The sequence below is a fragment of the Enterococcus lemanii genome, from assembly GCF_016909125.1.
GTDB classification, from domain to species: domain Bacteria; phylum Bacillota; class Bacilli; order Lactobacillales; family Enterococcaceae; genus Enterococcus_I; species Enterococcus_I lemanii.
Window position 1 is genome coordinate 52890 of record NZ_JAFBFD010000011.1, and the last position, 16197, is coordinate 69086.

A 16197-nucleotide genomic window follows, 5' to 3' on the forward strand; every position below is an offset into this window, starting at 1 on the left:
TGTATGAAAGTTGGTGCTTTTGGCGAGGTCATGTTACGCTTGACACCGCCAGAATATCTGTTGTTGGAACAAACAGACTCGCTCCGAATATGGTATACAGGCACGGGCGTCAATTTATTAGCGAACTTAGCGCACTTTGATCTGGAAGCGACTTTGTTAACCGCTGTGCCTGACAACCGGCTAGGTGATGCAGCACTAGCCAAAATTCGCGGGTTAGGTATTGAAACAAATTTTATTATAAAAAGTGGCCAACATCTAGGTTCTTACTTTGCTGAAATGGGCTATGGTCTGCGTCCAACGGAAGTTACTTATCAAAATCGATTAAATAGTGCCTTTAGTTTAACCAAGAAAGAAACCTATGCGCGGTCGCTGTTTTTAGCGGACTTGGATTTGCTACATATCTGTGTCATTTGTTTCAGTTTAACTCCTCAAGTGGCTCAAACGGCAATCAAATTAGCGAAAGAAGCTTCTGAAAGAGGGAAAAAAGTCTGTTTTGATTTCAATTTTCGCTCAAGTTTAAATGAAGAACCTGAAAAAAAGCAACAATTAAGAATGTATTATGAGGCTCTTTTACCATATTGTCAGGTTGTTTTTGGTTCGGCTTATGATTTGAGAACGTTACTCGGTTATGAAAAAAGCGATTTAGTGGATGAAGTTTTGATTCAAAAATTTCTGAAAGAATACCAGATTGAATGGTTTGCAGGTACCAAACGCGAGTATGAAGAGAATCAAAAATGGATGAAAGGCTATTTGATTACCCAATCGGAAGTGCTTGAAACAAGTAAACGCCCATTGACAACTTTAGATCGGATTGGTACGGGGGATGCATTTGCAGCAGGCGTCATTTTAGGTTATTTAGAGTCTTGGTCGTTAAACGAGACAGTTGAATTTTCTGTAGCGAATGCGATTTTGGCGCATACAATTCAAGGGGACTATCCACTAACAACTAGAGCTCAAATTTTTCGTTCATTAAACCAGCCAGAACAAGATTTAGTAAGATAAAAAACATCTGGGAGAATTAAAACTCTCCCAGATGTTTTTTTATCTTCGCTTCTGTTGTTTTCCGGCATTACGGCCTTGATGCGGGCGATTATTTTTTTGCTCATTTTGTTTTGAATTTAGCGTTTTTGTTTCTGCGACACTTGGAGTAACCTCTTCTCTTGCTGTTACGACAATTTTTGGTGGATTTTCTTTCATTTCTAAATCGATTTTCCGTTTAATGCGAGGTTTCATTAAAACGTTCGTGATAAATGTTTGCACACAACCAATAATACCACCAACAACCCAGTAAAGGGTAACACCTGCTGGAGAAGAAAATGACATCATCACAATCATCAATGGAGAAACGATTAACATGCTTTTCATCGTCTTTTTTTGCTCTTCAGGTACACCAATTAAAGAAATGTAACCTTGTAAAGCATAAGCGACACCCGCAATGATAACGAGAATTAAACTACTCTGTCCTAAGTTAATCCCATAAAATGTTGCTGAATCTATCCCGGGTGTATATCGAGCGGTATAAAATAAAGCAGTAAAAACAGGCATTTGTAAAAGTAGAGGCAAGCAACCAATTCCACCAAACATGGAGACATTGTTTTCTTTATAGATTTTTTGCATTTCAAGTTGTGCTTGAACTTGTTCTTCACGTGTTTGCGCTTTTTTAGCATTTGCCTGAGCAATTTCAACTTGCGGTTTTAAATATTGCATTTTTTCTGATTGTACCATTGCTTTGTGCGATTGATGGATGCCTAAAGGTAAAATAATTAGTCGTACAATAATCGTAATAACAATAATTGCCCAACCGTAACCGAAATGCCATTCTTTCGCAATATGGGTTAAAACGTTTCCTAAAGGCGAAATCATAAAGCGATAGATAAGACCTTCCGGGTTTGGTGATCCATCGGCTAAGCGGCTAACGCAGCCAGATAAAGTTAGTAAAACTACTAAAAGGCCGGAGCCCATTAACCATTTCTTGAAATTTTTCATTGAATTCTTCCTTTTCTATTTAAATTGACTCAAGAATTACTATACTAAAAAAAAGGTTCGTTTTCAATGACCCAAAGCAAATCTCTTCTTGCTTTACAAACGGATGGTTTCATAAAGCGATAAATCGTGACGTTTCTTTAATCTGAAAGTCTTCTTCGATTTCAAATTGGTTTACCCGACCATAAGGAGAGGGGGAGGCTTTTACTTTCTGAATAAAAAGATTGATTTTTTCTTCTGGTCCGACTGCTTCAATTGTAACCGAGCCATCGTCTTCGTTCCGAGCAAAACCAGTAATACCTAACTCATCAGCTATCATTTTTGTCATAAAACGAAAACCAACACCTTGTACGCGTCCAGCGACATTCATTCGAATTTTTTTCATGAAAAGTCATCTCCTTTTTCTTATAATAGCTTTTTTTTTATAATTGGACAAGTTATCTTCTAGAGTTCATGTTATAATCTTTTCGGGTGATGATATGGATGAAATTTTATCAGTAAAAAATCAATTAATTAAAAATTTAAAAAAACTCCATCAAAAAAAATACCGCGATCGCGAAGGAAAGTATCTCTTGGAAGGTTTTCATTTGGTAGAGGAGGCATTATTACATCAAGCCAAAGTCGAAGTTATTTTGGTCGAACGACGAACTTATGAAAGTCATTTTGAATGGTTTGCTAAATTTGATGTCAAAATCGTACTTGTTTCTGAAGAAGTTTTAAAGAGTGTTTCAGAATTGCCAACACCACAAGGAGTGCTTGCTGTTGTCTGCAAAAAAGAAGAATATCCTGCGCAAATTACTGGGAAATGGTTATTATTAGACCAAGTACAAGATCCAGGTAATGTAGGTACACTCATTCGAACGGCCGATGCGGCGGGATTTCAAGGAGTCTTTTTGGGTTTAGGCTCAGCGGATATTTATAGCACGAAGGTTTTGCGAAGCATGCAAGGTAGTAACTACCATCTCCCTATTTTAAGTGGGGAATTGAGCCACTTTATTGCACAGCTAAAAGAGAATGATTATGCAGTTTATGGAACAGAATTAAGCAAAGAGGCTGTTACGTATACGAGCGTTCCGATTCAAGCAAAAACCGCAATCATTTTGGGGAACGAAGGGCAAGGTGTGCAAACAGAAATTTTACGTTTAACAAAACAAAACTTGTATATTCCAATCTATGGAAAAGCTGAATCTTTGAATGTCGGCGTTGCGGGGGGAATTTTAATGTATCATTTCGTTAGTGCGGATTCTTTAAAGAAATGATTAAAAAGTTGATAAACAAGCAAACTTTTATCGACAATTCTTTGAAAGGTGCTATACTTCATATTAAATGAGCACTACCCAAATTAATTAGAGGTGACGAATCACACTTATGACAAAACAATGGAAAAAAGACGCGGAATATTTATCCTATGTAGAAGATTTACTCGTAACCGAAGAAGTCCAAAGTTTATCTGGTTTTGTACAACATTATCATTCGACACGTCTAGATCATTCAATTAGCGTATCGTATTATAGTTACAAATTAGCAAAAAAAGTAAATGGGGATGCACGAGCAATTGCTAGAGCGGGCTTGCTCCATGATTTGTTTTTTTATGATTGGCGAACGACAAAGTTTGATGAAGGTTCTCACGCTTATATGCATCCAAGAATTGCTGTGAAAAATGCAGAAAAAATTACGGAGCTATCTGATTTAGAACGTGATATTATTATTAAACACATGTGGGGAGCAACGATTGCTTTTCCACGCTATAAAGAAAGTTACATTGTTACAATGGTTGATAAGTATTGTGCAATTAAAGAAGCAACTGGTCCAGTTGTCGGTCGTTTGAAAATACGCTGGCAGCAACTTGTTTTAAGAAATCAATCGATCGTTTAATAAATGACCAAAAAGAAGATCCTCTACTCATTTAATTAAGTAGCGATCTTCTTTTTAGTTTTTTAGACCAGTTTTCAAGCCTTACATGAAAAAAGAACAGTAGTCCTCTTCCAAGTTGTTGTCATTAAGCATTAATAAACATTGATATGGCTAACAAAAGCTAAGATTGCAAGACAAAAGGAAAGGCAAAGCAAGAAAACAAGATGTCTTTTTTTATTCATAGTAACCATTGCGATAAATTCTCGCAAAAAGGCATTCGGCAAGAAGTATCGAGCAGTTTTTGCCGCGATACCGTCTGCGTTTAATTGGTTCATTTGAGCGAAAATCGCTGCTCGAAAAATATGGTAATTATTCGAACTAAAAATAGTTTTCGGCTGAGCGATTTGGCTCTTTGAAATGATTTGTTTGGAAAATTTCATGTTTTCGAAAGTCGTTGTTGATTGATCTTCTAAAATAATATCTTCTTCAGGAATCCCTTTTTGTAAGGCGTAATTTTTCATAGCTTGTGCTTCAGATATTTTTTCATCAGGTCCTTGACCGCCAGAAAATATTAATTTAGGCCCTTTTTCAGCTTGTTTTTTTTGGTGTGAATAAAATTCAAGTGCACGATCGACTCTACTTGCAAGTAGAGGAGTCACTTTCTCACCGTTTAACAATCCCGCACCTAAAACGATAATAAAGTCTTGCTTAAAAGGTGGCTGGTTTAATTGATAGATTAGTGAAATAGTTAAGAAATTTAGAAAAACAATGGCAAAATAGGAAAACGAGAGCGGGACAAAAGCAAATAAAATAGCTAACCACTCTGGGAGAATTTCTACGATAAAATGGTTATAGATCAACAAAAAAGTTAAAAAAAGAGCCAAAATCAAAGTCAATAAATTTCCTAAAGCAAATCTTTCACGACGCCAAACAATGATTGCATTCCAATACAAAAGTAAAATTAGACTCAAAGATCCAAAGAATGCATATAAAATACCAAGTAGTCCTAACGCAATAATAAAAATAGTACCAATCCATGATTTTGTTAAGACCATGTGATAAATTAAGTAAATGAAAAAGGAAGCTAAAAATAAATTGAACCACATACCATTGATTAATTGTGCTTTTTTCTGTCGATAAAAAAAGTAAAAAAGAATAAAGAAGGATAAAGGAACAAGAAAAAAGTATGAATGATGTAGGGCTTCAATTAAAATTAAAGTACTGCTAATGGATAGGCTAAACCAAAGTAAACTTAAGAAGATTAAATGTGTACGATTGCTTGTTTTTTGTTTGAAAACAAAGCGATAAAAAAACAAGAGAAAAAAACAAAAAACGATAAGTGAAAGCAAAGGGATACCTCCTATTTTTATGGATACTAAAATAGTAAAACAATGAAATGATTGCTATTTTTCGAATAGTTGAAAAATAGATTGGATAATGCGGATGAAAAAGTTGGTTTTTTTGACAGCCTCAGTTGTGACGACCTCTACGGCATTTTGTTGCTCATCAGCAGGTTCTAAATAACCAAGTAAGTCGTTTGAAGAAGATAAGGTAAGCGTCCCTATGATTTCGTCTTCGGTAAGTGGTGCAACAAGTTTTCCACGCGAATTAATCAAGGCGTCCTCAAGTGCGACTTTGTAAGTTAGTTCGTTATTGGTTGTTTTAGTTGGCACCCAAATTTGAACCGTTTGTTTTGTTTTAATCGAAACAAAACCTTGTTTCCCATGGAAGACAGGTAGGGAATCTAGCTTAGGAACAGATTCATTGTTCAAAGCGAGCGACTCAAAACGCCAATTGCTCGCTATATATTCAAAAAGTTTTTGGGTCTCGACAAACCTTGCTCCAGGATCTGCAAGCGTTTGATCGGCATTTAAAATCACTGTGATAAAAGTATGGCCATCTTGTTCAAAAACACTGACAAAACAAGCCCCTGCGAAGTCGGTTGTACCAGTCTTCAAGCCAACGACTCCTTGATTTTCGTATAAAAAACCCGGGAGCATCCAGTTCGTGTTATACATAGTCGTTGGATTAGGCGAAGATTCACCAAAAACTTGACTAGGGATAGAAGCTACTTCTAAGTATTCCGGGTAGTCTTGAATCAAGTGACGTGCAATAATGGCAACTGCTTTAGCTGAAAGTTTATTTTCATCGGTATCACTGGAACCAGGATACAAATCACCAATCAGGTCTTCATTATTTAAGCCGGAACTATTGACTAAAAAAGGATCTTGGATTCCCCAAATTTTAAGTTGTTCTTTCATTTGATCAACAAAAGCGGCTTCACTTCCAGCAATTTTTTCTGCTAAAGCAACCATCGATGCATTTGCGGATTGAATCGCAGCGGAGTCAAACAATTCTTTAACACTGTAAAAATGCCCTGCTTCTAACGGCACGTTTGAAAGTTCGGGTGACTGACTGAGTTTTGCAACCTCTAAAGAAATTTCAACAGGTTCTTGCCAAGTTAAATCTCCTTGAGCAACCGCTTTTTGAACTAAATACAATCCAATAATTTTAGTAATTGAGGCGATACCAACTTGCTCGTCGGCATTTTTCGCGTATAAGATTTTACCACTATCAACGTCAATGGCAAGTGCTGCGTGAGCTTGGATTTCGAAAGATTCAGTTGCTGCTTGAGAGTCTGCTTGGACAATCGCGCCCAACAACCCGCTAAATAAAATAAAAAGGACGAGTAGAATACTTTGTTTTTTTTTCATTGAAATAAAATCTCTTTTCTATTTTTTATCCTTCACTATCATTTAATTATAATGAGGGGTTTGTTTTTGAAGTTAAAAATTAGATAGCATGAATTTTTAACAGTTCGTAAGTTGTTTCTTCTGTTTCATCACTAAAGTAGAATCGCCCGTTATTTTGTTCAAAGGCGATTTCATATCCAAATTGATCAATATAAACTAAGCAATCGGTTAATTCTTTTTGGATTTGAACATCTAGCTTGACTTGATTAATAAATAACTCCAAGCCATTTGTAATTGTGATTGTTTTAGAATGTTTCAAACAATTTTTATAGGTCCACGTACCAATAAAAGGGTTATTTTGCTCAAGTCCCTTTTCTTTTCGTTTTCGTAGAGCGACAGAACCAACGATAGCCGTCGTAACTGAGGCCATTGCTCCGATAATTAGAAGCTTTTTTTTCAACTGAAGTGCCTCCTTATCTATGTATTTTGTTTTTTTAACAACTCTATTTTAACATAGCTGCTTTTTTAAAACTATGGGCAGGTATTTGGTTTTTTTTAGGAAATCGGGTTAATAAATACAAATTAATCCACCTTTTTTTCAACTGTTTTCTTAAAATTATGATACACTTTATCTTAGTAACATTATTTCAAGATTAAATCTTAAGTAATTTCTATCTAGTTATTTGAAGTCTTATTTGATTATTTAAAGGAAAGAGAAATCAGGGGAGTGCTTTTTAGCTAAATGATTTTTTCGTAATATCGATAACTGCAAGAAAGAAAACATAAAAACGAAGAAAGAAGGAATGTAAAATGATTCAATTAGGGATTATTGGAACAAATTGGATTACGCATCAGTTCGTAGAAGCCGCGTTAGCAACGAAACAATATCGTTTGCAGGCCGTTTATTCAAGAAAATTAGAAACAGCACAAGCATTTGGGCAACGCTATGAAGGACAAATCAGCTACACAAATAATTTTACGGAGTTTATGAATTCTCCTGAAATTGATACCATTTATATCGCTTCTCCAAATAGTTTGCACTTCGAACAAGCAAAAGCAGCGATTCTAGCAGGAAAAAATGTGATTGTTGAAAAACCAGCTTTTTCAAATCCAGAACAAACCAAGGAAATTATATCACTGGCAAAAAAACAAAAGGTACACTTTTTTGAAGCTGCTCGTAACATACATGAAGCCAATTTTGGCAAGGTCACAAATTTGTTATCCAATGCAGGTGAAGTAATCGGTGCTAATTTTACTTTTATGAAATATTCCTCACGCTATGATGCTGTTTTAGCTGGAGAAGAACCCAATATTTTTTCTTTGAAATTTTCAGGAGGTTCTTTAGCCGATTTAGGTGTCTATCCAGTCTACGCGGCGGTCGCATTTTTTGGCAAACCCCATAGTGTCCATCATTTTGCTCGTAAAGTTGCAACCGGAGTAGATGGAATTGGAACGGCTATTTTACGCTATGCGAACTTCGATGTGACGATTCAACATGGTAAAATTGGCGATGCTTTTTTACCTTCTGAAATCTACACCACTGAGGAAACGTTTGTTTTAGATGGGATTAATTCGATTAGCCAAGTCGCTATCCACCATCGCCTTGAACAAAGACAAGAAAATTTGGCTTTAACTGTTGAAGAAAATCCAATGGTAGAAGAAGCGAGCGATTTTGCACAAGTCATCTTAAATCCTACTTTACCAGAAAATCAAAAAAATTATGAAAAATGGTTAGAATTAGCACAAGTCGTAAGTGATGTATTATATGAAATGAGAATGCAAGCAGATATTATTTTTGCAGCAGATAAAGAAAAGGAATAGGAACGCCGATGATTTTAGAACAATTACCAATAAATTGGCAAAATAAATGCCAAGAGCATGGCTTTACAACGAGTAGCCCCATTCAAGAGGTGGTGTTTTCACCAATAACTAATCAAAAAAATGTGGTGGGCATATCACCTACAGGATCTGGGAAAACGCTCGCGTATTTGTGGCCAAGCTTGTTAAAAGTTAAACCTAAGGCAGGTTTGCAATTGATTGTTTTTACTTCTTCACAAGAATTAGGGATTCAAGTCGCCGAAGTTGCGCGCGATTGGGGGAAAGATTTACAATTAACGGTTCAGTCATTAATAGGTGGCGCAAATATAAAACGCCAAATCGAACGTTTAAAAGAGAAACCTGAAGTTATTGTGGGAACGCCTGGTCGAATTTTGGAATTAATCAAACAAAAAAAGTTAAAAATCCATTCAGCTGATCACCTTATTTTAGACGAAGCAGATCAATTATTACAAAAAGGAACGGTAGAATTCATTTCAGAAATTTTACGCCAAGTATCAAATACTGCTCAATTTAGCTTTTTTTCAGCGACAGCCGAAGTTGCACTACCAGCGATTCAAAAGATTGTTGGAACGGATTTTGAACTACACGATGTTACAAAAATAACACAAACAAATGATCAAGTTACTCATTATTTCTTACAATACCCCAAGCGCCAAGTCGTCGATGCGCTAAGACGAATGAGCCATATAAAAGAGTTTCAAGCCTTTGTTTTCTTTAATCAGTTAACTGAACTTGGAATTACGGAAGAAAAACTTCTTTATCATCAAGTCCCAGTTGCCTCGTTAGCATCGGATCAGACGAAAGAGTTAAGAAAACTAGCTTTGTCAAAATTTAAAAAACAAGAGTTAAAGGAATTATTGACAACAGATTTAGCTTCAAGAGGCCTCGATTTAGCAGCGATTCCTTATGTGATTAACGTAGAAGTACCAATGACCAAAGAAAGTTATATTCATCGAGCGGGGCGAATTGGAAGAATGGGCGCAACAGGAACGGTTATTACAATTGTTCAAGACCAAACGATAAAAGACTTGAAGAAGTTAACGCGCGATTTAGAGTTTCCTTTAAAAGAAATCTTTTTGTATGAAGGGCAATTTAGTACAACACCGAAAGAAAAATCAACTTTTAGTAAAGAAAAAAAGGAAATTTCTCAAAAATCAACAAAAACAAATAAAAATCGATTGTCCCAAACTGAAGAAATTAATTTGAAAAAAGAACCTAAAAAGAAGTCTAAAAATAAACAAAAAAATCAAAAAAATAAAGGTGCTCGCAAGAAAGTAAAGGCTTAAATAGTAAAGTTTGGTTGAGGAGAAAAGATGAATTCAAGAAAAACTGAAATATTAAAAATGATTGAAAAACATCACAAAGGGTTAACCGCCAATGACATTGCAGAAAATCTAGATATTGACCGAAGCAATGTTAGTCGCTATTTAAATGAGTTGTTTAAAGAAGGAAGAATTGAAAAGGGCGAAGGTCGTCCAGTTGTTTATAACATCCCTTCTTCAAATTCTTCTGAAGTGCATGTTGATAATTCGTCAGTTGTTTCTTTTGAGACATTAGTTGGGGCGCAAGATTCATTAAAGATAAGTATCCAGCAAGCCAAGGCTGCAATCTTGTACCCACCAAAAGGCTTACACACCATTATTTTTGGTGAAACCGGGACGGGGAAATCAATGTTTGCCGAATGTATGTACCATTTTGCTGTTTCTTCAAAAACCTTAAAAGCCAATGCTCCGTTTATTTCATTTAACTGTGCTGATTATGCACAAAATCCACAACTTTTATTTGCCCATATCTTTGGTGTTCGAAAAGGAGCGTATACTGGTGCAAATGAAGATAGTCCAGGATTAATTACGAAGGCTGATGGCGGGATTTTATTTTTGGATGAGATCCATCGATTGCCACCAGAAGGTCAGGAGATGTTGTTTACATTCATCGATAAAGGCACCTATCGTCCATTAGGAGAAAGTGGTCAAACATTTGAAGCGTCCGTTCAGATTATTGGTGCAACAACAGAATCTTCTGATCGTTTTTTAACAACCTTTAATCGGCGGATTCCAATGTCAATTACGCTACCTAATTTAGCTAACCGATCACTAGACGAACGCTATCATGTGATTTCACTGTTTATTAAACAAGAAGCAAATCGCTTAAATCAAAGGATCCAGGTAGAAAAAGAAGCAATTATTGCGTTTATGCTTTATGATGCTGAAGCCAATATTGGTCAAATAAAGCGAGACTTGAAATTAGTCTGTGCAAAAGCTTTCTTGCATTATCGCACACAGGACCACCCGCACTTAATTGTTCGTAGAGAAGATTGTTCTTTACAAGTTCAAAAAGGATTGTTAAAAGTAAAAGAGGTATCTGAACGTTTAGATTATTTTTTGGAAGGAAAAAGCGAGTATTTAAGCTTTGATCCAGGAGCTAAAGAAGTTGTTTGGTCGCAAGATCCTGAAAGAAATATGCAAGTTTATAATACCATTGAGGAAAAAGTTTCGACTTTAAGTGAAACAGGTGTGCCTAAAATTGATTTGGAAAAATTAATCTCGCGAGATGTGGATGCTTTTTTTGAAACTTATGTGGAAGAACTTGTTCAGTCTCCGATTCATAAAGAATTGATCCCCGCTGATATTTGGCAATTAACGAATCGTTTGTATGATATTGCAGAAGAAGAGTTGCAACGGAAATATAATGAAAAGATTCGGTTTGCTTTTGCCTTACATCTGCAAAGTACCCTCGAACGTGTTGCCGAAGATCATATGATTGTTCATCCTAATTTAAATGCTGTCCGAAAAAACTTAAGGGCAGAATTTCAAGTAGCAATGGACTTATCATCAATTATTGAAGAGGAACAAGACGTTGAAATTCCTTTTGATGAAATTGGTTTTATTAGTATGTTTCTATCGATTGATGCAGGTAATGAAGAAAGTTCAGCCATTGATAAAGTAGGCGTAATTGTACTCATGCACGGAAAATCAACCGCAAGTAGTATATTGGAAACGGCTCAAGATCTACTTGGAACAACTACAGGCCTTGCGATGAATATGGATTTAGACATCGAGGTAAAAGCAATGTATGCTGAAGTACTCGGCCACGTTCAAGCAAATTTCGAAAAATATGAACAAGGTCTACTGCTATTAACCGATATGGGCTCGTTGAACTCGTTTGCCCATTTAATTTATGAAGAAACAGGCATTCGAACCAAAGCGATTTCGATGACGAGTACGATGATTGTGCTTGAAGCTTTACGAATGGCTGATATGGGGAGAAGTTTAGAAGACATCTATTTGAATATTCAAGTCTCTTTTGAAGCGGTTGTTCGCGATCAATTTAGAAAAAATAAAAACAATTCAGAACTTAAAAAAGCAATTATTGTGACTTGCTTTACCGGCGAAGGTGTGGCAGCCAAATTGTATCAAAGAATTGTACCGATTGTAGATCAAAGTAAAGTCGAAGTCCTTCAAATGCAATTTATTGAACGGGAAACTTTTAAAAAGCATATCGATAGTTTGCTAGATGAATATGAAATTAAAGCAATTGCGGGCACCGTTGAAGTTGAATATCAAAATATTCCATTTTTTTCTGCCTATGATATTTTTGATGATGAAAAGCTTAATCTACTAAAAAAATTAACAAACGATAGCTTACCAACTGAGGTCATCGTAAAATCTTTAGCAAGTACGATTACGTATGTTCCTTCCCTGGAATTGTTGATTGAAGATCTTCAAAGAATCGTTCATCAAATTCAAAATCAGCTTCACGTAATTGTAGATGCTAGTGTCGAATCAGGTTTAGTTATTCACTTGGCGTTCCTTGTTGAAAGTATTCTAAAAGGTGAGGAACGGAAATCGTTTCCTAATTTAACAGAATTTACACGTAAGTATCGCCTAGAAAATGATTTAGTTCGAACTGGCTTAATGACTTTAGAAAAAAATTATCAAATTCGGATATCTAAAGACGAAGTGGCTTATTTAACTCAGATGTTACTTGAAAATCGGGTGAATACAGTGATTGAGTCGCACACTTTTTCTTAGTGTGCGTAGGTTTAAAATAGTGTGTACGACTTAAAAAAACTTTGGAACCCTTTTTGTAAAAGGGCTTTCAAAGTTTTTTTGTTTTGGCACATAACTTGCTTATAGATTAGTGTCTGAAATAAATGGAGGTGAAAAAGGAGAAAGAAACAACCGTGTTGATTTGTTCTGTTAGTATGAGTAAAAATTTATTGGGAGGAAAAACAGGGAAACTACGAAAAACAAAAGAAGTGTTAAAAAACGTTACGGCATCCGCTTCAAAAACAGATTAACATACGCAATCAAAGGCGGTGACTGTTTTACTATTCAATTCACTTTATGAACGCACAAACTGAAGCATAATTGGCAGCATTAAATTCGCTATTTGCTGTTATTAATATGACAGACGATGGTAAGAAAATCGTAAGAAAGTTTTTGCACAGCTAAAAGTGTGAATGGTGAAAGAAGTAATTTCAGGACATTGAAGTGTCACAAAAAGGGTGAATCCCGCTTAAAAACATCATAATGTTATCAAAGTTTGTTAAGCGGGGTGAAAAATGAGGAGGAATAAAATGGAAGCTTTAACAAGATGGTTAGAAAAATATGTACTACCGATTGCAGCAAAGATTGGATCAGAAAAACACTTGGTTGCTCTTAGAGACGCGTTTATTTGCTTAATGCCGGTGACGATGGCTGGAGCGATGGCAACGTTATTAAATGCTTTTGTTCGTGATTTTCCCAATACTTACTTAGGGGCTGATAATGTAATTACAAAATTTTTCCAACCACTTATTGGAGTTAACGGGTTAGTTTGGACGGGAACATTAGCAGTGATGGCGGTTGTCTTTTCCGCATCTTTGGGTTACAACTTAGCAAAAGCTTATCATGTTGATCCATTATCAGGGGCGATTGTTTCATTATCTGCTTTTATTATGGGGATGCCGCAATCAGCAAAAATTACCGTTACATTGGCTGAAGTTTTATCAAGTGATTCAGCAAAATTAATAACAGATGCTGGTTGGACAATTGCAGATAATAAAGTAACGGCTGGTGGTTGGGGGTATTTCCCGTTTAGTGCATACATGGGTGGAACGGGCTTATTTACAGCTATGATTTTCGGGTTTATTTCGACTATTATTTTTGCAAAAATGATTCAAAAAAATATTGTTATTAAAATGCCAGATTCAGTACCGCCAGCAGTTTCAAAAGCTTTTGCGGCAATTATTCCAGGAGTTACAGGATTGTATGTTTCGGGTACGATTTACTTCTTATTCCAAAAATTCGTAGGTATGCCATTAATCGACTGGATTTCTGAGACCATCCAAAAACCACTCATTGGCTTATCACAAGGTTATGGGGCAGTCTTTATTATAGTATTGCTTGTTCACGTACTATGGTTCTTTGGGCTTCATGGAACGAATATAATGGGGCCGGTATTGCAGACAATTTATGGAACGGCAATGGTTGATAATACAAATGCTTTTCAAATGGGAGAACAAATTCCTTATAAATGGGTTGCCGGTTCATTTGAAGCGTTTGTATGGCCCGGTGGTGCAGGGGTCACTTTGATGTTATTAATTGCGATTGTGATATTTTCTAAACGAGCAGACCATAAAACAATTGGTAAGTTAGCACTGGCACCAGGTATTTTTAATATTAATGAACCAATCATGTTTGGTTTACCAATTGTCTTAAATCCGTTGTTTATGATTCCGTTTATCTTAGCGCCACTAGCAACGGCCACAATTGCATATTTTGCCACCATTTTAGGTTTTGTTTCACCAGTAGTTGTCAACGTTATTTGGGTAATGCCAACGATTATTAGTGGGTTTTTAGCAACTGGTGGTGACTGGCGCGCGATTGTTTTGACGTTAATTAATTTAGCAGTAGCCTTAGTTATTTGGGCACCATTTATTATTGCAGCAAACCGCGTTCAAGTAGCAGAAGAAGAATAAATAGAAAAAAAGTGATCGAATGCAGCCAAACGCTGCGTTCGATCGTAAATAAAAAGGAAAGAGGTTATAAGAATGATTACAGTTAATTCCGCAATGCAACAAGAAAATATCAAAATGTTACTCGAAGGGATTGAAGAAGAAGGCGTCACCTTTTCTTTTAAAGAAAAAAAAGGCATTCAATTGATTTTTAAGATTACTGGGGAAAAAGAACAAGCAGTCCGAAAAGCGAAAGATGCGATTAAAGGAACGGATTGGGGAAAAGTTCTTTATTTTAATGTTGTTTAAACAAGAAAGCAGGAAAAATATGTTAAAGAATGGTTTACTCATTATTTCGTTAAGCCTTATTTTGTTTTTAAATAGTTGTGATGCGCTTCGTGGTTTTTATAATTGGCCCTTGATAGGGATAGCGCTCATGGGTATTTTCTTAGGTAGTGGCTTGATTTTAAAGTGGAGAATAAGTGAAAAACAAAGGAGGAAGACAGTTGATGGAAATTAAAAGTCGTTTAAATGTACCTGCTCCTTTCTTCTATAAAAAAGTAATTGACTCGGCCCTTTATGATATTGCACAAGCGACAAATAAAAACTTAAAAGAAAAAGAACTTGAAGGATTTGAATACATTAAGACTTTTGCAAATAAAGACCAAGCAAAGATAAAAATAGAAAGAGTCAATAAAGATAGATGTTATCATTTTAAAACATCGACGAATAAAAATATTTTTAAAGTCGTGTATCAAATTTCAGAGCTTGATGAAAATAGCTGCCAAATCGCTTACCAAGAAACGATGGAATCTGTAGGCATCATTCAACAAGTGAATGATTTATTGGTAGGAATTATTTTAGGTTATTTTAAGAAAAAGCAATTCAAAGCGATGTTGGCTAGGATTGAAAGTACCTATTTATCTAGAGAAGAATATACACAAAATTAGTGTGTATTCTTTTTCTTTTTAGTGTGTAATTTAAAAAAACGCTGAGAAACGTTGAATTAACAAGGAATTTACTTGTGTAAAAAGTTGGCACAGTACTTGCTTAATAATAAAGTGTAAGAATAAATAGTGTGAGGTGAATAAAATGGCAAAGAAAACGATTATGTTAGTTTGTTCTGCAGGAATGAGTACAAGTTTACTTGTAACAAAAATGCAAAAGGCAGCGGAAGAAAGAGGCGTTGAAGCAGATATTTTTGCGGTATCAGCTTCAGAAGCTGATCAACACTTGGAATCAAAACCAGTGGATGTATTACTATTAGGACCTCAAGTTCGCTTTATGAAAGCGCAATTTGAAAAAAAATTAGCATCAAAAGGTATCCCATTAGATGTTATCAATATGACAGACTACGGGATGATGAATGGTGCAAAAGTTCTAGAACAAGCTGAAAGTTTAATGGATGCTTAAAAAAATAGGGGGAACAAAAGTGGAAGAAAAAAATATAGAGTCAATCATGGGTTTGATTATGTACGGTGGGAATGCTAAAAGTGATGCAATGGAGGCAATTGCAGCAGCGAAAGAGGGCAATTTTGAACTAGCCGATCAAAAACTTAAAGATGCAAGCGCTTCTTTAGTGGAAGCACATCATTCACAAACGGGGCTTTTAACGCAAGAAGCACAAGGCGATCATATGACAGTCACTTTACTAACGGTTCATGCGCAAGATCACCTAATGACGTCAATTGCTTTTACTGATTTAGCGAAAGAACTCGTGGATGTTTATCGGAAAATTGACGAGAAATAACGCTTTAAGATTCCTAAAAACCACAGGAATTTAATTAGTTTTTAACACTAATGGTGCGTAAATAAAATAAGAATATTCAGATAATTTACTTTTCAAAAAAATGTTAAAAACGAAGAGTGCTCGCGCAGAGGATGACCTTT

At 35.8% G+C, this 16197-nt stretch carries 17 protein-coding genes; 12 read left to right on the forward strand and 5 right to left on the reverse strand.

The genetic code is table 11. The features are described from left to right. Window positions 1-3: 3 nt before the first annotated feature. Complete coding sequence (locus JOD14_RS04615; protein ID WP_204653640.1) at window positions 4-1002, forward strand: sugar kinase; 999 nt, start codon at window positions 4-6, stop codon at window positions 1000-1002. Between the two features lie 39 nt (window positions 1003-1041). On the opposite strand, the gene yidC is transcribed toward JOD14_RS04615, so the two are convergent. Together yidC and JOD14_RS04625 are read right to left on the reverse strand one after the other, a co-directional pair. Further along, window positions 1042-1986, reverse strand: a complete 945-nt coding sequence (yidC, locus tag JOD14_RS04620) for a membrane protein insertase YidC (protein WP_204653641.1) — start codon at window positions 1984-1986, stop codon at window positions 1042-1044. 109 nt (window positions 1987-2095) lie between these two features. After that, on the reverse strand, window positions 2096-2368 hold the full coding sequence (locus JOD14_RS04625; RefSeq protein ID WP_204653643.1) for an acylphosphatase: 273 nt from the start codon (window positions 2366-2368) through the stop codon (window positions 2096-2098). 94 nt (window positions 2369-2462) lie between these two features. Here JOD14_RS04625 and JOD14_RS04630 point away from each other — a divergent pair, with 94 nt between their 5' ends. Both JOD14_RS04630 and JOD14_RS04635 read left to right on the forward strand, forming a co-directional pair. After that, window positions 2463-3242, forward strand: coding sequence for a TrmH family RNA methyltransferase (locus JOD14_RS04630; RefSeq protein WP_204653645.1), 780 nt, complete (start codon window positions 2463-2465; stop codon window positions 3240-3242). 109 nt (window positions 3243-3351) lie between these two features. After that, window positions 3352-3858: an HD domain-containing protein gene (locus JOD14_RS04635; protein WP_204653647.1), complete on the forward strand. Its 507-nt coding sequence runs from the start codon at window positions 3352-3354 to the stop codon at window positions 3856-3858. 131 nt (window positions 3859-3989) lie between these two features. Here the strand turns inward: JOD14_RS04635 and JOD14_RS04640 are convergent, their stop codons facing one another. From JOD14_RS04640 to JOD14_RS04650, 3 genes are all read right to left on the reverse strand, one after another. Then, window positions 3990-5186 (reverse strand): YdcF family protein, encoded by a 1197-nt coding sequence (locus JOD14_RS04640; RefSeq protein WP_239576081.1) that lies wholly within the window; start codon window positions 5184-5186, stop codon window positions 3990-3992. A gap of 54 nt (window positions 5187-5240) precedes the next feature. Next, window positions 5241-6551, reverse strand: a complete 1311-nt coding sequence (locus tag JOD14_RS04645; protein ID WP_204653649.1) for a serine hydrolase — start codon at window positions 6549-6551, stop codon at window positions 5241-5243. A gap of 79 nt (window positions 6552-6630) precedes the next feature. Further along, on the reverse strand, window positions 6631-6990 hold the full coding sequence (locus JOD14_RS04650; protein WP_204653651.1) for a DUF4828 domain-containing protein: 360 nt from the start codon (window positions 6988-6990) through the stop codon (window positions 6631-6633). A 350-nt stretch (window positions 6991-7340) separates the two neighbouring features. Between JOD14_RS04650 and JOD14_RS04655 the strand changes: the two genes are divergently transcribed. From JOD14_RS04655 to JOD14_RS04695, 9 genes are all read left to right on the forward strand, one after another. After that, entirely contained in the window at window positions 7341-8351 is a 1011-nt protein-coding gene (locus JOD14_RS04655; protein WP_204653652.1) for a Gfo/Idh/MocA family protein, read from the forward strand. A gap of 8 nt (window positions 8352-8359) precedes the next feature. Further along, window positions 8360-9655, forward strand: a complete 1296-nt coding sequence (locus JOD14_RS04660; RefSeq protein ID WP_204653653.1) for a DEAD/DEAH box helicase — start codon at window positions 8360-8362, stop codon at window positions 9653-9655. Window positions 9656-9682: 27 nt separating this feature from the next. Continuing rightward, window positions 9683-12400, forward strand: coding sequence for a sigma-54-dependent transcriptional regulator (locus tag JOD14_RS04665; protein WP_204653654.1), 2718 nt, complete (start codon window positions 9683-9685; stop codon window positions 12398-12400). A gap of 548 nt (window positions 12401-12948) precedes the next feature. Further along, window positions 12949-14331: a PTS sugar transporter subunit IIC gene (locus JOD14_RS04670; protein WP_204653655.1), complete on the forward strand. Its 1383-nt coding sequence runs from the start codon at window positions 12949-12951 to the stop codon at window positions 14329-14331. Window positions 14332-14403: 72 nt separating this feature from the next. After that, window positions 14404-14616, forward strand: coding sequence for a hypothetical protein (locus JOD14_RS04675; protein ID WP_204653656.1), 213 nt, complete (start codon window positions 14404-14406; stop codon window positions 14614-14616). 19 nt (window positions 14617-14635) lie between these two features. Beyond that, complete coding sequence (locus tag JOD14_RS04680; protein WP_204653657.1) at window positions 14636-14827, forward strand: hypothetical protein; 192 nt, start codon at window positions 14636-14638, stop codon at window positions 14825-14827. After that, window positions 14817-15257, forward strand: a complete 441-nt coding sequence (locus JOD14_RS04685; RefSeq protein ID WP_204653658.1) for a DUF3284 domain-containing protein — start codon at window positions 14817-14819, stop codon at window positions 15255-15257. Before JOD14_RS04680 ends, JOD14_RS04685 begins: the two co-directional genes overlap by 11 nt. Before the next feature lie 142 nt (window positions 15258-15399). After that, on the forward strand, window positions 15400-15720 hold the full coding sequence (locus JOD14_RS04690) for a PTS sugar transporter subunit IIB (RefSeq protein WP_204653660.1): 321 nt from the start codon (window positions 15400-15402) through the stop codon (window positions 15718-15720). A 19-nt stretch (window positions 15721-15739) separates the two neighbouring features. Then, entirely contained in the window at window positions 15740-16057 is a 318-nt protein-coding gene (locus JOD14_RS04695; RefSeq protein WP_204653662.1) for a PTS lactose/cellobiose transporter subunit IIA, read from the forward strand. The last annotated feature ends 140 nt before the right edge of the window (window positions 16058-16197 follow it).

What these genes read in the sequence shown, in the direction of transcription:
- JOD14_RS04685 (WP_204653658.1), top strand. Translation starts at nt 14,817, where the DNA reads ATGGAAATTAAAAGTCGTTTAAATGTACCTGCTCCTTTCTTCTATAAA.
- JOD14_RS04665 (WP_204653654.1), top strand. Translation starts at nt 9,683, where the DNA reads ATGAATTCAAGAAAAACTGAAATATTAAAAATGATTGAAAAACATCAC.
- JOD14_RS04690 (WP_204653660.1), top strand. Translation starts at nt 15,400, where the DNA reads ATGGCAAAGAAAACGATTATGTTAGTTTGTTCTGCAGGAATGAGTACA.
- JOD14_RS04655 (WP_204653652.1), top strand. Translation starts at nt 7,341, where the DNA reads ATGATTCAATTAGGGATTATTGGAACAAATTGGATTACGCATCAGTTC.
- JOD14_RS04635 (WP_204653647.1), top strand. Translation starts at nt 3,352, where the DNA reads ATGACAAAACAATGGAAAAAAGACGCGGAATATTTATCCTATGTAGAA.
- JOD14_RS04615 (WP_204653640.1), top strand. Translation starts at nt 4, where the DNA reads ATGAAAGTTGGTGCTTTTGGCGAGGTCATGTTACGCTTGACACCGCCA.
- JOD14_RS04630 (WP_204653645.1), top strand. Translation starts at nt 2,463, where the DNA reads ATGGATGAAATTTTATCAGTAAAAAATCAATTAATTAAAAATTTAAAA.
- JOD14_RS04625 (WP_204653643.1), bottom strand. Translation starts at nt 2,368, where the DNA reads ATGAAAAAAATTCGAATGAATGTCGCTGGACGCGTACAAGGTGTTGGT.
- JOD14_RS04670 (WP_204653655.1), top strand. Translation starts at nt 12,949, where the DNA reads ATGGAAGCTTTAACAAGATGGTTAGAAAAATATGTACTACCGATTGCA.
- yidC (WP_204653641.1), bottom strand. Translation starts at nt 1,986, where the DNA reads ATGAAAAATTTCAAGAAATGGTTAATGGGCTCCGGCCTTTTAGTAGTT.
- JOD14_RS04675 (WP_204653656.1), top strand. Translation starts at nt 14,404, where the DNA reads ATGATTACAGTTAATTCCGCAATGCAACAAGAAAATATCAAAATGTTA.
- JOD14_RS04645 (WP_204653649.1), bottom strand. Translation starts at nt 6,551, where the DNA reads ATGAAAAAAAAACAAAGTATTCTACTCGTCCTTTTTATTTTATTTAGC.
- JOD14_RS04660 (WP_204653653.1), top strand. Translation starts at nt 8,360, where the DNA reads ATGATTTTAGAACAATTACCAATAAATTGGCAAAATAAATGCCAAGAG.
- JOD14_RS04680 (WP_204653657.1), top strand. Translation starts at nt 14,636, where the DNA reads ATGTTAAAGAATGGTTTACTCATTATTTCGTTAAGCCTTATTTTGTTT.